Origin of the sequence: Mycobacterium sp. 852014-52450_SCH5900713 (assembly GCF_001667075.1) — a bacterium.
GTDB lineage: Bacteria > Actinomycetota > Actinomycetes > Mycobacteriales > Mycobacteriaceae > Mycobacterium.
The window spans coordinates 116,204-133,411 of sequence record NZ_LZIL01000034.1; the positions used below are offsets into that span (position 1 = coordinate 116,204).

Genomic DNA, 17,208 nt, shown 5'->3' on the forward strand with positions numbered 1-17,208 from the left:
TGGCCTAGAAGGGAGCCTCAATGGCTGAGCTCGGCAATCTGGCAGGCACGCATGGCGCGGAGTGGATCGCCCGGCCGCCGCACGAGGAACTGCAGCGCAAGGTACGCCCGCTGCTGCCCTCGGACGATCCGTTCTACCAGCCGCCACTGGGCTTCCAACACGCCGAACCCGGGACGGTGCTGCGTTCGCGCGACGTCGAACTGGCGTTTTTGGGTTTGATCCCGCAGCCGGTCAAGGCCATTCAGCTGCTCTACCGGACGATGGACATGAACGGGGAGCCGGAGGCGGCGGCGACCACTGTGATCGTCCCGGCCGAGCTCGCGCCGGAACGTCCGTGCCCGCTGCTGTCTTACCAGTGCGCGATCGACGCCGTGTCGTCCCGTTGCTTCCCGTCCTACGCGCTGCGGCGCCGGGCGAAGGCCCTCGGATCGATCGGTCAGTTCGAACTCTTCCTGATCGCCGCCGCCGTTGCCGAGGGCTGGGCCGTCTCCGTGCCGGACCACGAGGGGCTCCAGGGCCTGTGGGGTGCGCCGTACGAGCCCGGCTATCGCGTCCTGGACGGCATCCGGGCCGCTCTGGGTTCGGAACGCCTCAGGCTTTCCCCGGAGGCGCCGATCGGGCTGTGGGGGTACTCCGGCGGCGGGCTGGCCAGCGCCTGGGCCGCCGAGGTATGCGCCGACTACGCGCCCGAACTGGACATCGTCGGGGCGGTACTGGGGTCACCGGTCGGGGATCTCGGCAACACCTTCCGCAGGCTCAACGGCAGTTTCCTTTCGGGCCTGCCCGCGCTGGTGGTGGCCGCGCTGGCCCACATCTATCCCGAGCTGGACAGGGTGATCAAGGAGCACAGCAACGAAGAGGGGCGCGCCCTGCTCGAGTCGCTCGAGAAGATGACCACCGTGGAGGCGGTCGTCCGGATGGCGGGCAAAAACATGGGCGACTACCTCGACGAGCCGCTGGAGAGCATCCTGTCCACGCCCGAGGTGATGCACGTCTTCGAGAACATCAAGCTGGGCGTGGCCGTGCCGACGCCGCCGGTGTTGATCGTGCAGGCCGTCCACGACTACCTCATCGACGTGAAAGACATCGACGTGCTCGCCGACGCCTATTCGGCCGGCGGCGCCCAGGTGACCTACCACCGGGACGCGTTCAACGAACACATGCTGCTACACCCGCTGTCGGCGCCGATGACGCTGCGCTGGCTCACCGACCGGTTCGACCGCCGCCCGCTGACCGAGCACCTCATCCGGACCACCTGGCCGACGATGTTCCATCCGATGACCTATGTCGGGATGGCCCGGCTGGCCAAGATCGCCGCCAAGGTCATCTTCGGCCGGAGCATTCACCGCCGTCCGCTATGAGACGGCCGCTTCGGCGGCACCCCCTGCTCCCACCGGGAGCGCATCGGAAGGCCGGCCGCCCGGCGGACGGGCGCCCAGGTCGTCGCGGGCGTCGGCGGCCGCCAGCACCGCATACACCAGCGCGGCGATAGCGGCGGGCCACAGCAGGGTCAGCGCGACCTGCAGCGGGTTTTGGGCGAAGAACACCGGGGGCGCCTGGACGACGTACGCCACCGACGGGCTTTTGGACAGCGGCACCGCGTCGAAGTTCAATGCGCCGTAGCTGATCCGGACCAGCGCGGCCCCGGTGGCCGTCGCGGCCGCGGCAGCGGTCAACAGGCCGGTGGACAGCGCGACGACCATCCCCGGCCCGCGGTGCTCGCGCCACTGCCACCCGAGCACGGGCGCCACCACGGCCAGCACGGTCAGCAGCCCCAGCATCAGGCACGGCGCGTCGAAGAAGTGCTCGGACTCGGTGCCGAGATAGTCGTGGACCCGTTCACCCGCCCGCGTGAGCGCCACCACGGCATGGATCGGCGGGGCGATCCACGCCCACAGCCCACCGACCAGCACACCGGCCGCCGCGGACCCCAGCCCGGCGATGGCGATGGCGCGCACCGGCGGCTTACGCGGGGCGATTGCGGCCGGCGGCGTGTCCCGTCCTTCCATGGGCGTCACGGGCTCGGTCATCGCTGGGCCTCCAGCTCGACGGAGTCGACCTGACCGTGCCGCGAGCATTGCGCCCGCCAGCCGTCGGGTCGGACCTGCACGATCATCCGGCGTCCGCATTCCGCACAGAACCGGGGCGGCTCGAGGCCCAACTGTGCCGCTGTCGGCACCACGGTGCCGCCCAATTCCCCGGTGTAGACGTTGTAGACGCCGGCGCTGACCGGAGCGCCCAGATCCCGAACCACAGTCGCCAAGTTTCCTACAGGGTGGCGTTGAGCGCCTTGATAGGCATCTGTAGGTCGTCGAGCAGTTCCAGGTCGGCCTCGGCCGGGCGGCCGAGGGTAGTCAGATAGTTCCCGACGATCACCGCGTTGATGCCGCCCAGGATGCCCTGCTTGGCGCCCAGGTCGCCCAGGGTGATCTCGCGGCCCCCGGCGAACCGCAGCATCGCGCGCGGCAAGGCCAGGCGGAAGGCGGCCACCGACTTCAGCGCCTCGGCCACCGGCAGCACCTCCAGGTCACCGAACGGCGTGCCGGGACGCGGGTTGAGGAAGTTCAACGGCACCTCGTCGGGCCCGAGCTCGGCCAGTTCGGCGGCGAACTCCGCGCGCTGCTCGAGCGTCTCGCCCATGCCCAGGATGCCGCCGCAGCACACCTCCATGCCGGCGTCGCGCACCATCGACAGGGTCTGCCAGCGCTCTTCCCAGGTGTGGGTGGTCACCACGTTGGTGAAGAACGAGCGGGCGGTCTCCAGGTTGTGGTTGTAGCGGTGCACACCCATCGCCGACAACTGCTCGACCTGCTCGGTGGTCAGCATCCCCAGCGAGCAGGCGATGTTGATCTCGACCTCATTGCGGATCGCCTCGATGCCGGCCGCGACCTGGGCCATCAACCGCTCATCGGGCCCACGGACGGCGGCCACGATGCAGAACTCGGTGGCACCCGACTTTGCGGTTTGCTTGGCGGCCTCGACCAGGCTGGGAATGTCCAGCCGGGCGCTGCGCACCGGCGAGGCGAACAACCCCGATTGCGAGCAGAAATGACAATCCTCCGGGCAACCGCCGGTCTTCAGGCTGATGATGCCCTCGACCTCGACCTCGGGCCCGCACCAGCGCATCCGGACCTCGTGGGCCAGCGCCAGCAGGTCGTCGAGCCGGTCGTCGGGCAGTTGCAGCACCCGCAGCACCTGCTCGCGACTCAGTCCCTCGCCGCGCTCGAGTACCTGTTCGCGGGCGACCGCCAGGATGTCTGCGTCGTTGGCGCCGGTGGCCGGTCGAGTTGCCGCTTGAGTCACCCGTACTCCCCTGCATCATCGGTGGCCGCGCACGCGGCCCCCCTGCCCACGGTGGTGGCAGCTTGAATAAAGTGTTCAAAGTAGGGTAACGGCCGCAGAACATGCCGTCCGCCGGGGTATCTCACCAGAATGACCGATCCGCACGTCGCGTACGTGGCTCACCACATGATCCTGCTGGCGATCCCGGCCTTCTTGCCGGCGATCATCGTCGTCGGGGTGATCCTCTACGTCGCGCTCAAGGACCGCCGCTCCCCCGGCGACCAGGAGGAGGCCGGGCAGCGCAACGACGAAATCGGTGATTGACCGGCCGCCGATTTGGGCATTCCGCTTCCTGCGAGCTGGATCACAGCCCGCCAGGCGGGCGGGCGCTGTTGGGAGGGTTTGACGATGAAATCGGCGGAACTCACTTTCGTTGCCGAGGCACCGGCGCGCGGCGCCGGCCTGAACCAGGTGATCGGGCTGTCGGTCGCGGCGGTAGTGATCGCCGCGGTCATGCTCTGGGTCGGTTATGCCCACCGCACCCATCGGATCGAGTGGTTGACCCGGGTCGCCGACAAGCTGGGCGAGAAGTTCCACCGGCCCAATTGGGTGGCGCTTCCGGTCCTCATCTTCACGACGTTCATCATCTGCGCGCTGTTCGGATTCATCTGGGACGTCAGCTGGCACATCGGCAACGGGCGCGACCCCGGCCCCTTGGCCAACCCCGCGCACTACTTCATCATCATCGGGCTGTTCGGAATCTTCGTGGCCGGCATGGTCTCGGTGGTGCTGCCGTTCGACAAGCCGGGCCCCGCGTCGGTGCGGATCACCCGCAACTGGCACGCGCCCGTCGGCGGCCTGCTGATGGCGGGCTGCGGGATGTACGCGATGATCGGGTTCCCGCTCGACGACATCTGGCACCGCATCTTTGGGCAAGACGTAACCCTCTGGGGCCCAACACATTTGATGATGATCGGCGGTGCGTGTTTCTCGCTGTTCTCGGTGCTGATGCTGGAGCGTGAAGGCGAGGCGCACGACGGCGACGAGGTAACCCACGGCGCCTTCATCACCTTCCTGCGTTACCTGTCCTTCGGCGGGCTGTTCATCGGCCTGTCCGTCTACCAGATCGAGTTCGACTTCGGGGTTCCGCAGTTCCGGCTGGTGTTTCAGCCGATGCTGATTGCCGCGGCGTCCGCGCTGGCGGCCGTCGCCGCCCGCATGACGATGGGACGCGGTGCCGCGATCATCGCGGCGCTGTTCGCCATCGCGCTGCGCGGTGCGGTTGCGGTGCTGGTCGGCCCTATCCTGGGCGCTCCGATCAACTGGTTCCCGCTGTACCTGGGTCCCGCGCTGGTCGTCGAGCTGGTGGCGCTGACCCCGTTGATCAAGCGTCCGGTGGCCTTCGGCGCCGTCTCCGGCCTCGCGGTCGCCACGGTGGGGCTGTGGCTGGAATCGCTGTGGATCGGGGCGGTGTACCACTACCCGTGGCCGACCAGCATGTGGGGCGAGGCGCTGGCGATGTCGGTGCCCGTCGCGGCGCTGACCGGGGTTTGCGGCGCGCTGTTCGGCCTGGTCCTCACCGGCCGGCGCCTCCCAAGCCGCGGGGTCGGCATCTCGGTGGTGGCGGCGGCAGTGCTGGTGATCGGCATCGCGGTGGCCAACGGCCTGCACATCCTCGTGCCGGGCCAGAACACCGCCACCGTGACGTTGACGGATCTCCCCAGCCCCGCGGGGCAACGCATGGTGTCGGCCGACGTGATGATCTCCCCGACGACCATGGTCAGTGACCACCCGGACTGGCTGACGATCCTGTCCTGGCAGGGGCGGATGCAGAACGACCGTGGCCTGATGATCGACAAGCTCGCCAAGGTCGGGCCGGGGCACTACCGGTCCACCCAGCCGGTCCCGGTGTGGGGAGACTGGAAGACGCTGTTGCGGGTGCAGGACGGCCGCACGATGACGGCCGTGCCGATCTACGAGCCGGCCGACGACGCCATCCCGGCGCCCGAGGTCCCCGCGCTCGCGACCAGCACGCGGCCGTTCGTCCTGGAGGTCACCATCCTGCAGCGCGAACGCGACCAGAGCGCGCCCGCCTGGTTGTTCACCGCCGGGGGGATCGTCGTGCTGTTCCTGACGCTGATGGTGATCAGCGCCTTGACCTGGGGCGCCGGCCGGATCAACAACTACGACACCCTGCCCAAGCGGCCGAAGGAAGAGAAGCACACCGTGCCGGGCACCCCCCAGGCGGCGTGATCGATGACGATCCGTAGCACCCTGAGCGCGGCGTGGGTGGCGGCGCTGGCGTGGGCGTTGATCGCTTGCGGCGGTTCGCATAACCAGTCGCAGCCCGCCGGCGCGGGCCCGACGATCGATGTCACCATCGCCAAGGGGCAGGTGACTCCCACCAATGCCGCCCTGCAGGCCAAGGTGCACCAGCCGATCACGGTGAAGGTGACCAGTGACGCCGCCGACGAGCTGCACGTGCACTCGACGCCCGACCACAAGTTCCAGGTGGCGGCCGCGCCAAACCAGACGTTCCAGTTCAGCGCCGACGTGCCCGGCAACGTCGAGGTGGAGTTGCACCACCTGGACCGCACGATTGCGACCGTCCAAGTCCAACCGTGACCGGCGGCGGCGCGACCGTGGTGCTCGCGCACGGGCTCGGCGGATCCGGCGACCTTCCGGTGCCGTACATGTACGCGATGGTCGGCGCGGCGTGGGCCCTGACGTTCACCTTCGCGCTGGTCGCCTTCGCCTGGCGGCGGCCGCGGTTCGATCCGCTCAAGCCCGGCCGCCCACTGCCCGCGGCGGTGACCGCGCTGGTTGACGCCCCGGCGACGCGGTGGACGGCCGCCGGGCTGGCGCTGGTGTTCGCCGCGTGGGCGGTGGCGGCCGGGGTGTGGGGCCCGCAGTCGGAGACCAATGCCCTGCTGGGCGTGTTCTACGTGCTGCTGTGGGTCGGGTTGGTGGCGGTGTCACTGGCGATTGGGCCGGTTTGGCGGGTCATCTCCCCGATGGGGACGGTCTACGTGTTGCTGCGACGGGCCACACCCGAGCGCGTGCACCGACCGCGGCGGCCCTATCCCGAACGGTGGGGCTACCGGCCGGCCGCGCTGGGCCTGTTCGCGTTCGTCTGGATGGAGCTGGCCAGCCCGAACCCGGCGTCGCTGCCCTGGGTGCGCGCGTGGCTGGGTGGGTATGCCGTGGCCATGCTGGCGGGCGCCTGGCTGTGCGGCCAGCGCTGGCTGGCCCGCGCCGACCCGTTCGGCGTGTACAGCATGGCGGTGTCTCGCCTGTCCCCGTTTCGCCGCAACCCGCAGAGCGGGAAGATCGTCATCGGGAATCCGCTCGACCATTTGCCGTCGCTGCCGGTGCGGCCCGGGGTGGTCGTGCTGCTCGCGGTGTTGCTCGGGTCCACGGCGTTCGACAGTTTCTCGTCGTCCCCGACGTGGCGCGGCTTCGCCGACGGGCTGTCTCACGACGTCGGCCTGCCGCCGACGCTGGCGTCGTCGCTGCTGCGCACCCTCGGGCTGGTGGTGTTCATTTCTGTTGTGGCGGTTACCTTTTCGCTCGCCGCGCGCGCGACGGGCGGCGTGGACCGAGAGCAGCGGGGCGCCCTGCCCGGCCAGATGGCGCATTCCCTGATCCCGATCGTGGTGGGCTACATCTTCGCCCACTACCTGACCTACCTCGTCGAGCGCGGACAGCAGGCCATGCTGGCGCTGGCCGACCCGTTCGGCCGCGGCTGGAATTTGCTGGGCTTGGCGCACCAGCAGGTGGCCTACGTGTTGTCCGCCCACCCGCCGGTGCTGGCCGGGATCAAGGTGGCCTGCGTGGTCACCGGCCACATCGTCGCGGTGATCGCGGCCCACGACAAGGCCCTGCGGCTGCTGCCGAGCGGCCATCAGCTCACCGGCCAGCTGACCATGATGCTGGTCATGGTCGGCTACACCTTCACCGGCCTGTACCTGCTGTTCGGCGGCTAGCCGATCAGGTAGTCGACCTTCTTCTCGCCGTTCCAGTGCCGCAAACCGGCGAAGCTTCCCTCGACGAGGGTGGGCCGCCCCGCGATCCGCAGCGCCCGGCCCAGCGCCGGTCCGCCGACGCGCCGGGCCAGCGTGACGTGCGGCGTCCACTGGCCGGGCAGGCTGGTGGGGGCCGGCGCGGGGGCCAGGTGCTCGCCGCACCGCCGGTGCACCTCCGCGTGGAAATCCAGCAGCTCCGCCGTCGGGACGATGAGCCGGGCCAGGATCGCGTTGGACCGTCCGAGCAGCAACGACGCGCCGACGGCGCAGCCCAGCGGCAGCCGGTCGGTCAGCGGCCGGAGCGCGGCGTCGGCCTCCTCGGCGATGCGGTCGGCCACCGCGAGCGTGACGTGCGGCCGCCCGGCCGGCGCCTGACTGGGAATCCCGGCGCCGGCCAGCGCGTCCCAAAGCCCGCGGATCGTCGCCTCGGTGTCGCCGTCGAAGAGCAGCTCGATGGAATGCACCATCAGCCGACCAGCGCGGTGACCCAGTCGCGGTCGAACGCCGCGGCGCTCATGGCCGCGAACCGCGCGGCGTCCATCGATCCGGCCCCCGCCGGCAGCGCGGCCCGCACCTGACCCAGCCGGTCCAGGGCGGAGCGATTCGAAGTCTCGACCGGCCCGGGGCGCGCCGGCCAGCTGCCGATGACCAGCCCTGCGCACGGGACATCATGGGCGGCAAGCGATTCCAGCGTCAGCGCGGTGTGGTTAAGGGTGCCCAATTCCGCGGTCACCGCGACCAGCGCCGCGGCACCCGTCTCGACGGCCAGATCGCGCAGGGTGACGCCCGCGGCGGCGAGCTCGACGAGCAGCCCGCCGGCCCCTTCGACCAGCGTAAGCCGGCCCGGGCGGTCCAGGCCGGCGATGAGCCGCAGCACGTGGTCGCCGGTGGGCAGCGCGGCGCCGGCCAGCTCGGCGGCGGCGGCCGGTGCCAGCGGTTGCGGGTAGCGGGCCAGCCCGGCCAACTCGGTCACGCCGGACAACCGGGCGACCTCGGCAAGGTCGTCGTCGCCGGTGTCGGTGCCGGTCTGGACCGGTTTGCATACCGCCACGTCGATGCCTGCCTGACGCGCGTGACAGGCCAGCGCGGCGGTGACGATGGTCTTGCCGACCCCGGTTCCCGTCCCCGTGACGACCAGGACGGTCAACGGCGCGTCACAGCAAGCACGTCCGTGAGCACCCGCCGGGCGATCTCGAGTTCGGCGGAATCCAGTGACGCGCGCGCGGTCAGCCGCAGCCGGGAGGTCCCGGCCGGCACGGTCGGGGGCCGGAAGCAGCCCACCTTCACGCCGGCGTCCAGGCAGGCGGTCGCGGCGGCCAGGGCCACCTCCGGGTTCCCCAGGACCACCGACACCACCGCCGACTGCGGGATCTCGGGCACGTCGCACACCTCGGCCAGGATCCGGGCGTGCCGCAACACCGCCTCGGGTCGCCACGGTTCGGCCCGCAGCACGCTCAGCGCGGCCCGCGCGGCGCCGACCGCCGCAGGCGCCAGGCCAGTGTCGAAGATGAACGTGCGTGCCGCGTCGATCAGGTGGGCCCGCACGGCCGCGGGCCCGAGCACCACTCCGCCCTGACTGCCCAGCGCCTTGGACAGCGTCGTGGTGAGCACCACGTCGGGGGCGCCCGCCAGCCCGAGCTCGTGCAGCAGCCCGCGCCCTCCCCCGCGCACGCCCAGGCCGTGGGCCTCGTCGACGATCAGCAGCGCGCGGTGCCGGCGACAGACCTCGTGCAGCTCCCGCAGCGGCGCCAAGGCGCCGTCGGCGCTGAACACCGACTCGGTGATGACGACGGCGCGCCCCTCGTCGCGTGCGGCGAGGGCGGTCTCCACGGCATCGATGTCGCGATGCGGCGTGACCACCACCCGGGACCGCGACAGCCGGCAGGCGTCGACCAGCGAGGCGTGCGAAAGCGCGTCGGACACCAGCAACGCGCCCCGGCCCGACAGGCCGACGACCGCGCCCAGGTTGGCCGCGTATCCCGACGAGAACAGCAATCCCGATGCGGCGCCGACGTATTCGGCGAGCTCGGACTCGAATTGCTGGTGCAGTTCGGTGTCGCCGGTGACCAAGCGGGAACCGGTGGAGCCGGCGCCCCACATGCGCAGCGCCGCGACGCCGCCCTCGATCACGTCGGGGTGCTGGGACAGCCCGAGGTAGTCGTTGGACGCCAAGTCCAGCTCGGTGGCGACGGCGGGCCGCGGCCGCAACGACCGGCGCAGCCCGGCCTCGCGACGCTCACTTTCCACCGCGTCGAGCCAGGCCAGCGGGGAAGTATCGATCGGTGCCCTCATCGGGGATCAGCCTAGTGGCGATCGTCAGCGCGGCGAAGCCGGGCGCTCGGGGTCGCCACTGCTAGCCGACGAGGCGCGCGACCTCGACCATCGCCGAGGTTATCTGGGCGATCTCGGCGTCCGAGCAGATGTAGGGCGGCATCGCGTAGACGAGGTTCCGGAACGGGCGCAGCCAGACGCCCCGATCCATGGCCGCCGGGGTGGCGACGGCCAGGTCGACCGGACCGGCGCACTCGATGACGCCGATCGCGCCGCACACCCGCACGTCGGTCACGCCCGGCAGCGCCCGGGCGGGTTCGAGCCCGGCCGCCAGGCCGCCGGCTATTTCCTTGACCCGTGCGCGCCAGTCCTGGCCGAGCAGCACCTCGACGCTGGCCACCGACACCGCGCAGGCCAGCGGATTGGCCATGAAGGTGGGCCCGTGCATGAGCGCGCCGGCCTCGCCGGTGCTGATGGTGTGCGCGATGTCGGTGCTGCACAGGGTGGCCGCCAGGGTGACGTACCCGCCGGTCAACGCCTTGCCGACGCACATGATGTCGGGGCTCACCCCGGCGTGGTCGGCGGCGAACAGCTCGCCGGTGCGGCCGAAGCCGGTGGCGATCTCGTCGAAGATCAACAGCACGTCGTGCCGCCGGCACAGCTCGCGGAGGTCGCGCAGGTAGCGGGGGTCGTGGAAGCGCATCCCACCCGCGCCCTGCACCACCGGCTCGACGATGACGGCCGCCAGTTCCCCGGCGTGCCGGGCGAGTTGCTGCTCGAACGCCGCGCTGTAGCCGGCGTCGTAGTCGCGCGGCACCTGCGGGGCGAACACCTGGCGGGCCAGGATGTCGGTCCACAGCGAGTGCATGCCGCCGTCGGGGTCGCAGACGCTCATCGGCGTGAAGGTGTCCCCGTGGTAGCCGCCCCGCCACGTCATCAGCCGGTGCTTGCCGGGCCGGCCGCGGCTGCGCCAGTACTGCAGCGCCATCTTGACGGCTACCTCGACGGACACCGAGCCGGAGTCGCTGAAGAAAACGGTGTCGAGCCCCGCCGGGGTGATGTCCACCAGCAGCTGCGCCAGCCGGGCGGCCGGTTCGTGGGTGAGCCCGCCGAACATGACATGGTTCATCACGCCCAGCTGCCTGGTCAGCGCCGCGTCCAGGACGGGGTGGCCGTGCCCGTGGATCGCGGTCCACCAGGAACTCATCGCGTCCAGCGCCTGGATGGGCCGGCCGTCACGGATCAGGGTCAGCCAGGCGCCGCGCGCCGCCACGGCCACCACCGGCGCGACCGCCTCGCCGCCGATGGTGCTGTACGGGTGCCACAGATGCGCGGCGTCGATCGCGCTGATCTGCTCGGGCGTCAACCCGGCCCTCGCCGCAGGCATAGTGATCGAGGGTAAAGCAGCCGAGTCGCACAAAGTCCGCCCATCGGGGAGCATGGGATCCGATGGCCACGCCGCAATCGCCCGGTAACCCCGCCGCGGGCGCGTCTCCGACCGCGAAAGCCAATTCCCCGCTGGTCGACTACGACGACGAAGCGCCGCGGGTCATTCGCGTGCGGCTGGCCCCGTGGGACGTCGTTTCCACCGTCGCGCTGCTGGTGGTCCTCGTCGTCCTGGCCACCGCGACGACCTGGCCGGACCGCCTCTTCGGCTTCCTCGAGCACGTGTGCGCCGACGAGACCTGCGGGCCGGTGCCCTTCGGCATCGACTACTACATCCGTCCGGTGGTGTGGGGCGGTATCGGCGCGGCGATCGCCGCAGCGGTCGTCGGCCCCCTCGTTTCCATGCTGAAGGGCTGGTACATGTCCTTCTGGCCGGTTCTGGCCCTCACGCTGGTCATGGTCAGCTCGGTCGTCGGCTCCCTGTTGACCACCTTCAGCGAACGCTATTGGCTCTAGGCGCACCGCCGCCGCGGTTGGTCCACATGGGCCCGACTGAGACCGAAATCACAACTGCGCATACGGGATTCGTGCCGCGCAGTCACCGTCCGGTCACGGTACGACAAATAATCCCGCCGGGGCCTGGCGGCTAACACCTTCTGTTGTCAGAGTGGTTGCAGTGACTGATGTGAAAACGGGGGTGTCGTGCCCGCTGTCACATCCGCAAGTGTCATGCGGCGGCGCCGGCCCCAACGTCGGGGTCCTCGCCCAGGGCATGGATCGGCGGCGGACGCGTGAAGTCACCGCGCTGAAGCCACTGAGCGCCGGAGAGGCCAAGAACAATGAAACGCATCTACGCCATCGCGATCGGTCTGGCGATGCTGGCGGCCCCGCTGGCCGCCCCCGCGGTCGCATCCGCCGACCCGGGCGTCCGGCCGATGGACTACCAGCAGGCCACCGACGTGGTGATCGCGCGCGGGCTGTCGCAGCGCGGCGTGCCGTTCTCCTGGGCCGGCGGGGGCATCAACGGTCCCACCCGCGGCACCGGTTCGGGCATCAACACCGTCGGGTTCGACGCCTCGGGCCTGATGCAATACGCCTACGCCGGCGCGGGCATCAAGCTGCCGCGTTCGTCCGGGGCGATGTACAAGGTCGGTCAGAAGGTGCTGCCGCAGCAGGCGCAAAAGGGTGACCTGATCTTCTACGGACCCGAAGGCACGCAGAGCGTCGCGATGTACCTGGGGAACAACCAGATGCTCGAGGTGGGCGACGTCGTCCAGGTTTCGCCGGTGCGAGCCAACGGCATGGCTCCCTACCTGGTCCGGGTCCTCGGGGTCCAGCCGGCGCCGGCCCAGCAACTGCCTCAGCAGGTGCCGACGCAGGCGCCGGCGCAGCAAGCCCCGCTGCAGCAGCCCCCGGTGCAGCAACTGCCCGCGCAGCAAGCGCCGGCGCAAGCCCCATCGCAGCAGGCCCCGCTACAGCAACTGCCCGCCCAGCAGCAGGCCCCGCTGCCGCAGGCTCCGGCCCAGCCGGGACCGGTGCAGCCGGCGCCGGTGCAGCAAGCGCCGGTGCAGCAAGCGCCGTTGCAGCAGCAGTCCGCGCTGGCCCCGGTGCAGCAAGCGCCGCGGCAGCAACTCCCGGCGCAACAGGCCCCGCTGGCCCCGCTCCCGCAGCTGCCGACGCAGCAAGTGCCGCCGCAACAGGCCCCCGTGCAGCTGTTGCCGCCCCAGCAATCGCCGTTCCTGCCCCCGGCCGCAGGCCCCGCCCGGTAATTTCCCGGGGCTTGCGGGACTATCGACCGCCGCCACCTGCTCCTAAACGGGAGCGGGTGGCGGTTTTCGGTAAATTAGCGGTCGATCATGTCGACCCTGTCCACGCCTCCCCTGCCGATCGCGACCGAGGAAACGGTCGCTACGGGAACGCGTAACGCGGGGTTCTACCGCTACGACCTCGACGGGTTGCGGGGTATCGCGATCGCGCTGGTCGCCGTGTTCCATGTCTGGTTCGGCCGCGTCTCGGGCGGGGTCGACGTGTTCTTGGCGCTGTCCGGATTCTTCTTCGGCGGCAAAATCATTCGCGCGGCGCTCAATCCCGCCGTCACCCTGTCGCCGGTTGCCGAGGTGATCCGGCTGGTCCGCCGGCTGGTCCCCGCTCTGGTCGTGGTGCTGGCCGGGTGCGCGGTGCTGACCATCCTGGTGCAACCGGAGACCCGCTGGGAGACCTTCGCCGACCAAAGCCTCGCCAGCCTCGGCTACTACCAGAACTGGGAGCTGGCCAACACCGCGTCGGACTACCTGCGGGCGGGCGAAGCCGTCAGCCCCTTGCAGCACATCTGGTCCATGTCGGTGCAGGGTCAGTTCTACGTCGGCTTCCTGCTGTTGATCGCCGGCTGCGCCTTCTTCTTCCGGCGTCCGTTGGGCGCCCACCTGCGCACCCTGTTCCTGGTGCTGTTGACGGCGCTGACGGTGGCGTCGTTCGTGTACGCGATCGTGGCGCATCAGGACGACCAGGCCGCCGCCTACTACAACAGCTTCGGGCGGGCCTGGGAATTGCTACTCGGGGCGCTGGTCGGCGCGGTGGTTCCGGCCATCCGCTGGCCGATGTGGTTGCGGACGGTGTTGGCCACCGTCGCGCTGGCGGCGATCGTGTCCTGCGGCGCCCTGATCGACGGCGTGAAGGAGTTTCCCGGACCGTGGGCCCTGGTGCCCGTCGGGGCCACCATGCTGATGATCCTGGCCGGGGCGAACCTGCAGCGTCATCCCGGGGACCGGCTGCCGCTGCCGAATCGCCTGCTGGCGGCCGGGCCGCTCGTCGCGTTGGGCGCGATGGCGTATTCGCTCTACCTGTGGCACTGGCCGCTGCTGATCTTCTGGCTGTCCTTCACCGGGCACAAGCACGCCAACTTCGTCGAAGGCACGACCGTGCTGCTGGTGTCGGGCCTGCTCGCCTACCTGACCACCCGGCTCGTCGAGGACCCACTGCGCTACCGCGCCTCCGGGAAATCACCGGCGCCCGCACCCGCGTGGCTGGCGCGCCTGCCCAGGCCCACGATGGCGCTGGGAACCGCGATCGTGCTGCTCGGCGTGACGCTGACCGCGACGTCGTTCACGTGGCGCCAGCACGTCACCGTCCTGCGCGCCGCGGGCAAGGAGCTCAGCGTGCTCAACCCGCAGGACTATCCGGGCGCGCGCGCCCTGACCGAACGCGTGCGGGTGCCGGCGTTGCCGATGCGGCCCAGCGTGCTGGAGGTCAAGGAAGACCTGCCGTCCTCCACCCGCGACGGTTGCATCAGCGACTTCGTCAACCCGGCGGTGGTCGTTTGCACCTACGGCGACGTGGCCGCCGACCGCACCATCGCACTGGCGGGTGGGTCCCACGCCGAACACTGGCTGCCCGCGCTGAGCCTGCTCGGCCAGCTGCACCACTTCAAGGTGGTGACGTACCTCAAGATGGGCTGTCCGTTGTCCACCGAGGAAGTCCCGTTGATCATGGGCAACAACGCCGCCTACCCGCAGTGCCGGGAGTGGGTGGAACAGACGATGACCATGGTCATTGCCGACCATCCCGACTACGTGTTCACCACGACCACCCGGCCGTGGAACATCAAGCCCGGCGACGTGATGCCCGCGACCTACATCGGAATCTGGCAGAGGTTCTCCGACAACAACATTCCGATCCTCGGCATGCGGGACACCCCGTGGCTGGTGAAGAACGGCCAGCCGTTCGACCCGGCGGATTGCCTCGCCAAAAAGAACGGCAACCCCCAGTCGTGCGCGATCAAGCGTTCCGACGTGTTGTCCGACCGCAATCAAACCCTCGACTTCGTCACCCAGTTCCCGCAGCTGAAGGTGCTCGACATGTCCGACGCGATCTGTCGTGCCGACGTGTGCCGCCCGGTCGAGGGAAACGTGCTGATCTACCACGGCGCCCACCACCTCACCCCCACTTACGTGCGGACCATGGCAGGGGAATTGGGCCGCCAGATAGCTGCCGGCACCGGTTGGTGGTGACGCGCCCCGACACCGCCGAGCGCGGATAAGGTCAGAAGGTGCCGACCGACAAATACGCTTCAGAAACAGGCGTTACTGGTAACCATCAGCCGAAACTGGCCACCGTGTGGCCGGGGACCCCCTATCCGCTCGGAGCTTCCTATGACGGCGCGGGGACCAACTTCTCGTTGTTCTCCGAGATAGCCGAGAAGGTCGAGTTGTGTCTGATCGACCATGCCGGAGCGGAGTCGCGGATCGCCCTCGACGAGGTTGACGGCTTTGTCTGGCATGCCTATCTGCCGAACATCACCCCGGGCCAGCGCTACGGCTTCCGGGTGTACGGGCCCTTCGATCCGTCGGCCGGCCATCGGTGCGACCCGAGCAAGCTGCTGCTCGACCCGTACGGCAAGGCCTTCCACGGCGACTTCACCTTCGGCCAGGCGCTGTTCTCCTACGACCTGAATGCGGTCCACCTCGACGATCCCAACGCCGATGACGCCGACCCCGGGACTCCCCCGATGGTCGACTCGCTGGGCCACACCATGACCAGCGTGGTGAGCAATCCCTTCTTCGACTGGGGCTCCGACCGGTCGCCGCTCACCCCCTACCACGAAACGGTGATCTACGAGGCCCACGTGAAGGGCATGACGCAGACCCACCCCGGCATCCCCGAGGAACTTCGCGGCACCTACGCCGGCCTGGCCCACCCCCTGGTCATCGATCACCTCAAGTCGCTCAACGTCACCGCGCTGGAGCTCATGCCGGTGCACCAGTTCATGCACGACTCGCGGCTGCTGGACCTGGGCTTGCGAAACTACTGGGGCTACAACACTTTCGGGTATTTCGCGCCGCACAACCAGTACGCGTCCAACCGCAACTCCAGCGTCGCGGAGTTCAAATCCATGGTGCGCAGCTTCCACGAAGCCAACATCGAGGTCATCCTCGACGTGGTGTACAACCACACCGCCGAGGGCAACCACCTGGGGCCGACCATCAACTTCCGCGGCATCGACAACGCGGCGTACTACCGGCTCGTGGACACGGACCTGCGGTTGTACAAGGACTACACCGGCACCGGCAACAGCCTCAACCCGCGCCACCCGCACGTGCTGCAACTCATCATGGATTCGCTGCGCTACTGGGTGACCGAGATGCACGTCGACGGCTTCCGCTTCGATCTGGCCGCCACACTCGCACGCGAGCTGCACGACGTCGACCGATTGAGCGCGTTCTTCGATTTGGTGCAGCAGGATCCGATCGTCAGCCAGGTCAAATTGATCGCCGAACCGTGGGACGTCGGCGAGGGCGGCTATCAGGTGGGAAATTTCCCGGGTTTGTGGACCGAGTGGAACGGGAAGTATCGCGATACTGTGCGTGACTACTGGCGGGGCGAGCCCGCAACCCTTGGCGAGTTCGCGTCCCGGCTGACCGGGTCGTCGGACCTGTATGAGGCGACCGGCCGGCGCCCCAGCGCCAGCATCAACTTCGTCACCGCCCACGACGGGTTCACGCTCAACGACCTGGTGTCCTACAACGAAAAGCACAACCTGGCCAACGGCGAAGACAACCGGGACGGGGAGAGCCACAACCGCTCGTGGAACTGCGGCGTCGAGGGACCCACCGACGACCCGGAGATCATGGAGCTGCGCTGCCGCCAGATGCGCAACTTCTGGGCGACCCTGATGCTCAGCCAGGGCACGCCGATGATCGCCCACGGCGACGAGCTGGGCCGCACGCAGGACGGCAACAACAACGTGTACTGCCAGGACTCTGAATTGTCTTGGATGGATTGGTCGTTGGCGGACAAGAATTCGGACCTGCTGGCGTTCGCGCGCAAGGTGACCACGCTGCGCAAGCACCATCCGGTGTTCCGCCGCCGCCGGTTCTTCGAAGGTGAGCCGATCCGAACCGGCGAGGAAGTGCGTGACATCGCCTGGCTGAATCCGAGCAGCCGCGAAATGACGCACGAGGATTGGGGCGAGAGCATTCACAAGTGTGTGGCGGTGTTCCTCAATGGTGAGGCCATCACGGCACCCAACGCACGCGGTGAACGGGTCGTCGATGACTCATTCCTGTTGTGCTTCAACGCCGGCGAAGAACCCGTGGAGTTCGTGATGCCGAACGACGACTATGCGCAGGAGTGGACCGTGGAACTGGACACCAACCATCCGGGCGGTGACGCCGACCAGCTGGTGAAGGCCGAAGAGAAAGTCTCGCTGCCCGGACGCTCGCTTCTGGTATTACGTAAGACCTTCTGA

At 69.3% G+C, this 17,208-nt stretch carries 15 protein-coding genes and 1 pseudogene; 9 read left to right on the forward strand and 7 right to left on the reverse strand.

What is annotated here, in order from left to right; all coding sequences use genetic code 11:
- Positions 1-20 precede the first annotated feature (20 nt).
- Positions 21-1,361, forward strand: a complete 1,341-nt coding sequence (locus A5773_RS09355) for a lipase family protein (RefSeq protein ID WP_067262525.1) — start codon at positions 21-23, stop codon at positions 1,359-1,361.
- On the opposite strand, the gene A5773_RS09360 is transcribed toward A5773_RS09355, so the two are convergent.
- From A5773_RS09360 to bioB, 3 genes are read right to left on the reverse strand one after another with little or no spacing between them, the layout of a single operon-like run.
- Positions 1,356-2,009 (reverse strand): DUF2567 domain-containing protein, encoded by a 654-nt coding sequence (locus tag A5773_RS09360; protein WP_197505405.1) that lies wholly within the window; start codon positions 2,007-2,009, stop codon positions 1,356-1,358. The genes A5773_RS09355 and A5773_RS09360 overlap by 6 nt on opposite strands.
- 17 nt (positions 2,010-2,026) lie before the next feature.
- Positions 2,027-2,254: a hypothetical protein gene (locus A5773_RS09365; RefSeq protein ID WP_067262528.1), complete on the reverse strand. Its 228-nt coding sequence runs from the start codon at positions 2,252-2,254 to the stop codon at positions 2,027-2,029.
- A gap of 14 nt (positions 2,255-2,268) precedes the next feature.
- Entirely contained in the window at positions 2,269-3,303 is a 1,035-nt protein-coding gene (bioB, locus tag A5773_RS09370) for a biotin synthase BioB (protein ID WP_066953231.1), read from the reverse strand.
- Between the two features lie 129 nt (positions 3,304-3,432).
- Between bioB and A5773_RS26260 the strand changes: the two genes are divergently transcribed.
- The 4 genes from A5773_RS26260 to A5773_RS09385 all read left to right on the forward strand — a co-directional run bounded on the left by A5773_RS26260 (position 3,433) and on the right by A5773_RS09385 (position 7,268).
- Entirely contained in the window at positions 3,433-3,606 is a 174-nt protein-coding gene (locus A5773_RS26260; protein ID WP_197507864.1) for a hypothetical protein, read from the forward strand.
- A gap of 84 nt (positions 3,607-3,690) precedes the next feature.
- Positions 3,691-5,535, forward strand: a complete 1,845-nt coding sequence (locus A5773_RS09375; protein ID WP_067790618.1) for a hypothetical protein — start codon at positions 3,691-3,693, stop codon at positions 5,533-5,535.
- Positions 5,536-5,538: 3 nt separating this feature from the next.
- Entirely contained in the window at positions 5,539-5,907 is a 369-nt protein-coding gene (locus A5773_RS09380; RefSeq protein WP_066953235.1) for a hypothetical protein, read from the forward strand.
- The gene (locus A5773_RS09385) at positions 5,904-7,268 is read left to right on the forward strand and encodes a hypothetical protein (RefSeq protein WP_067790621.1); all 1,365 of its coding nucleotides are present in this window, start codon (positions 5,904-5,906) and stop codon (positions 7,266-7,268) included. The genes A5773_RS09380 and A5773_RS09385 overlap by 4 nt, the downstream gene beginning before the upstream one ends.
- On the opposite strand, the gene A5773_RS09390 is transcribed toward A5773_RS09385, so the two are convergent.
- From A5773_RS09390 to A5773_RS09405, 4 genes are all read right to left on the reverse strand, one after another.
- Positions 7,265-7,774, reverse strand: a complete 510-nt coding sequence (locus A5773_RS09390) for a 2'-5' RNA ligase family protein (protein WP_066953239.1) — start codon at positions 7,772-7,774, stop codon at positions 7,265-7,267. The genes A5773_RS09385 and A5773_RS09390 overlap by 4 nt on opposite strands.
- A complete protein-coding gene (gene bioD, locus A5773_RS09395) occupies positions 7,774-8,454 on the reverse strand; it encodes a dethiobiotin synthase (RefSeq protein WP_066953241.1) in 681 nt (226 codons plus the stop codon). The genes A5773_RS09390 and bioD overlap by 1 nt, the downstream gene beginning before the upstream one ends.
- The gene (locus tag A5773_RS09400) at positions 8,451-9,599 is read right to left on the reverse strand and encodes an 8-amino-7-oxononanoate synthase (protein ID WP_066953243.1); all 1,149 of its coding nucleotides are present in this window, start codon (positions 9,597-9,599) and stop codon (positions 8,451-8,453) included. Before A5773_RS09400 ends, bioD begins: the two co-directional genes overlap by 4 nt.
- Before the next feature lie 61 nt (positions 9,600-9,660).
- Complete coding sequence (locus A5773_RS09405; RefSeq protein ID WP_067790624.1) at positions 9,661-10,965, reverse strand: adenosylmethionine--8-amino-7-oxononanoate transaminase; 1,305 nt, start codon at positions 10,963-10,965, stop codon at positions 9,661-9,663.
- Between the two features lie 62 nt (positions 10,966-11,027).
- On the opposite strand from A5773_RS09405, the gene A5773_RS09410 reads away from it, so the two are divergent.
- From A5773_RS09410 to glgX, 4 genes and pseudogenes are all read left to right on the forward strand, one after another.
- Positions 11,028-11,480: a hypothetical protein gene (locus A5773_RS09410; protein WP_066953247.1), complete on the forward strand. Its 453-nt coding sequence runs from the start codon at positions 11,028-11,030 to the stop codon at positions 11,478-11,480.
- Between the two features lie 323 nt (positions 11,481-11,803).
- Positions 11,804-12,457 (forward strand): annotated as a pseudogene (gene ripD / locus A5773_RS09415) (NlpC/P60 family peptidoglycan-binding protein RipD); the annotation flags it as partial.
- A 363-nt stretch (positions 12,458-12,820) separates the two neighbouring features.
- Positions 12,821-14,971 carry an acyltransferase family protein gene (locus A5773_RS09420; RefSeq protein WP_067790630.1) on the forward strand — a complete coding sequence of 717 codons (2,151 nt, stop codon included), beginning with the start codon at positions 12,821-12,823 and terminating at the stop codon, positions 14,969-14,971.
- A gap of 38 nt (positions 14,972-15,009) precedes the next feature.
- The gene (gene glgX / locus A5773_RS09425; protein ID WP_066953253.1) at positions 15,010-17,208 is read left to right on the forward strand and encodes a glycogen debranching protein GlgX; all 2,199 of its coding nucleotides are present in this window, start codon (positions 15,010-15,012) and stop codon (positions 17,206-17,208) included.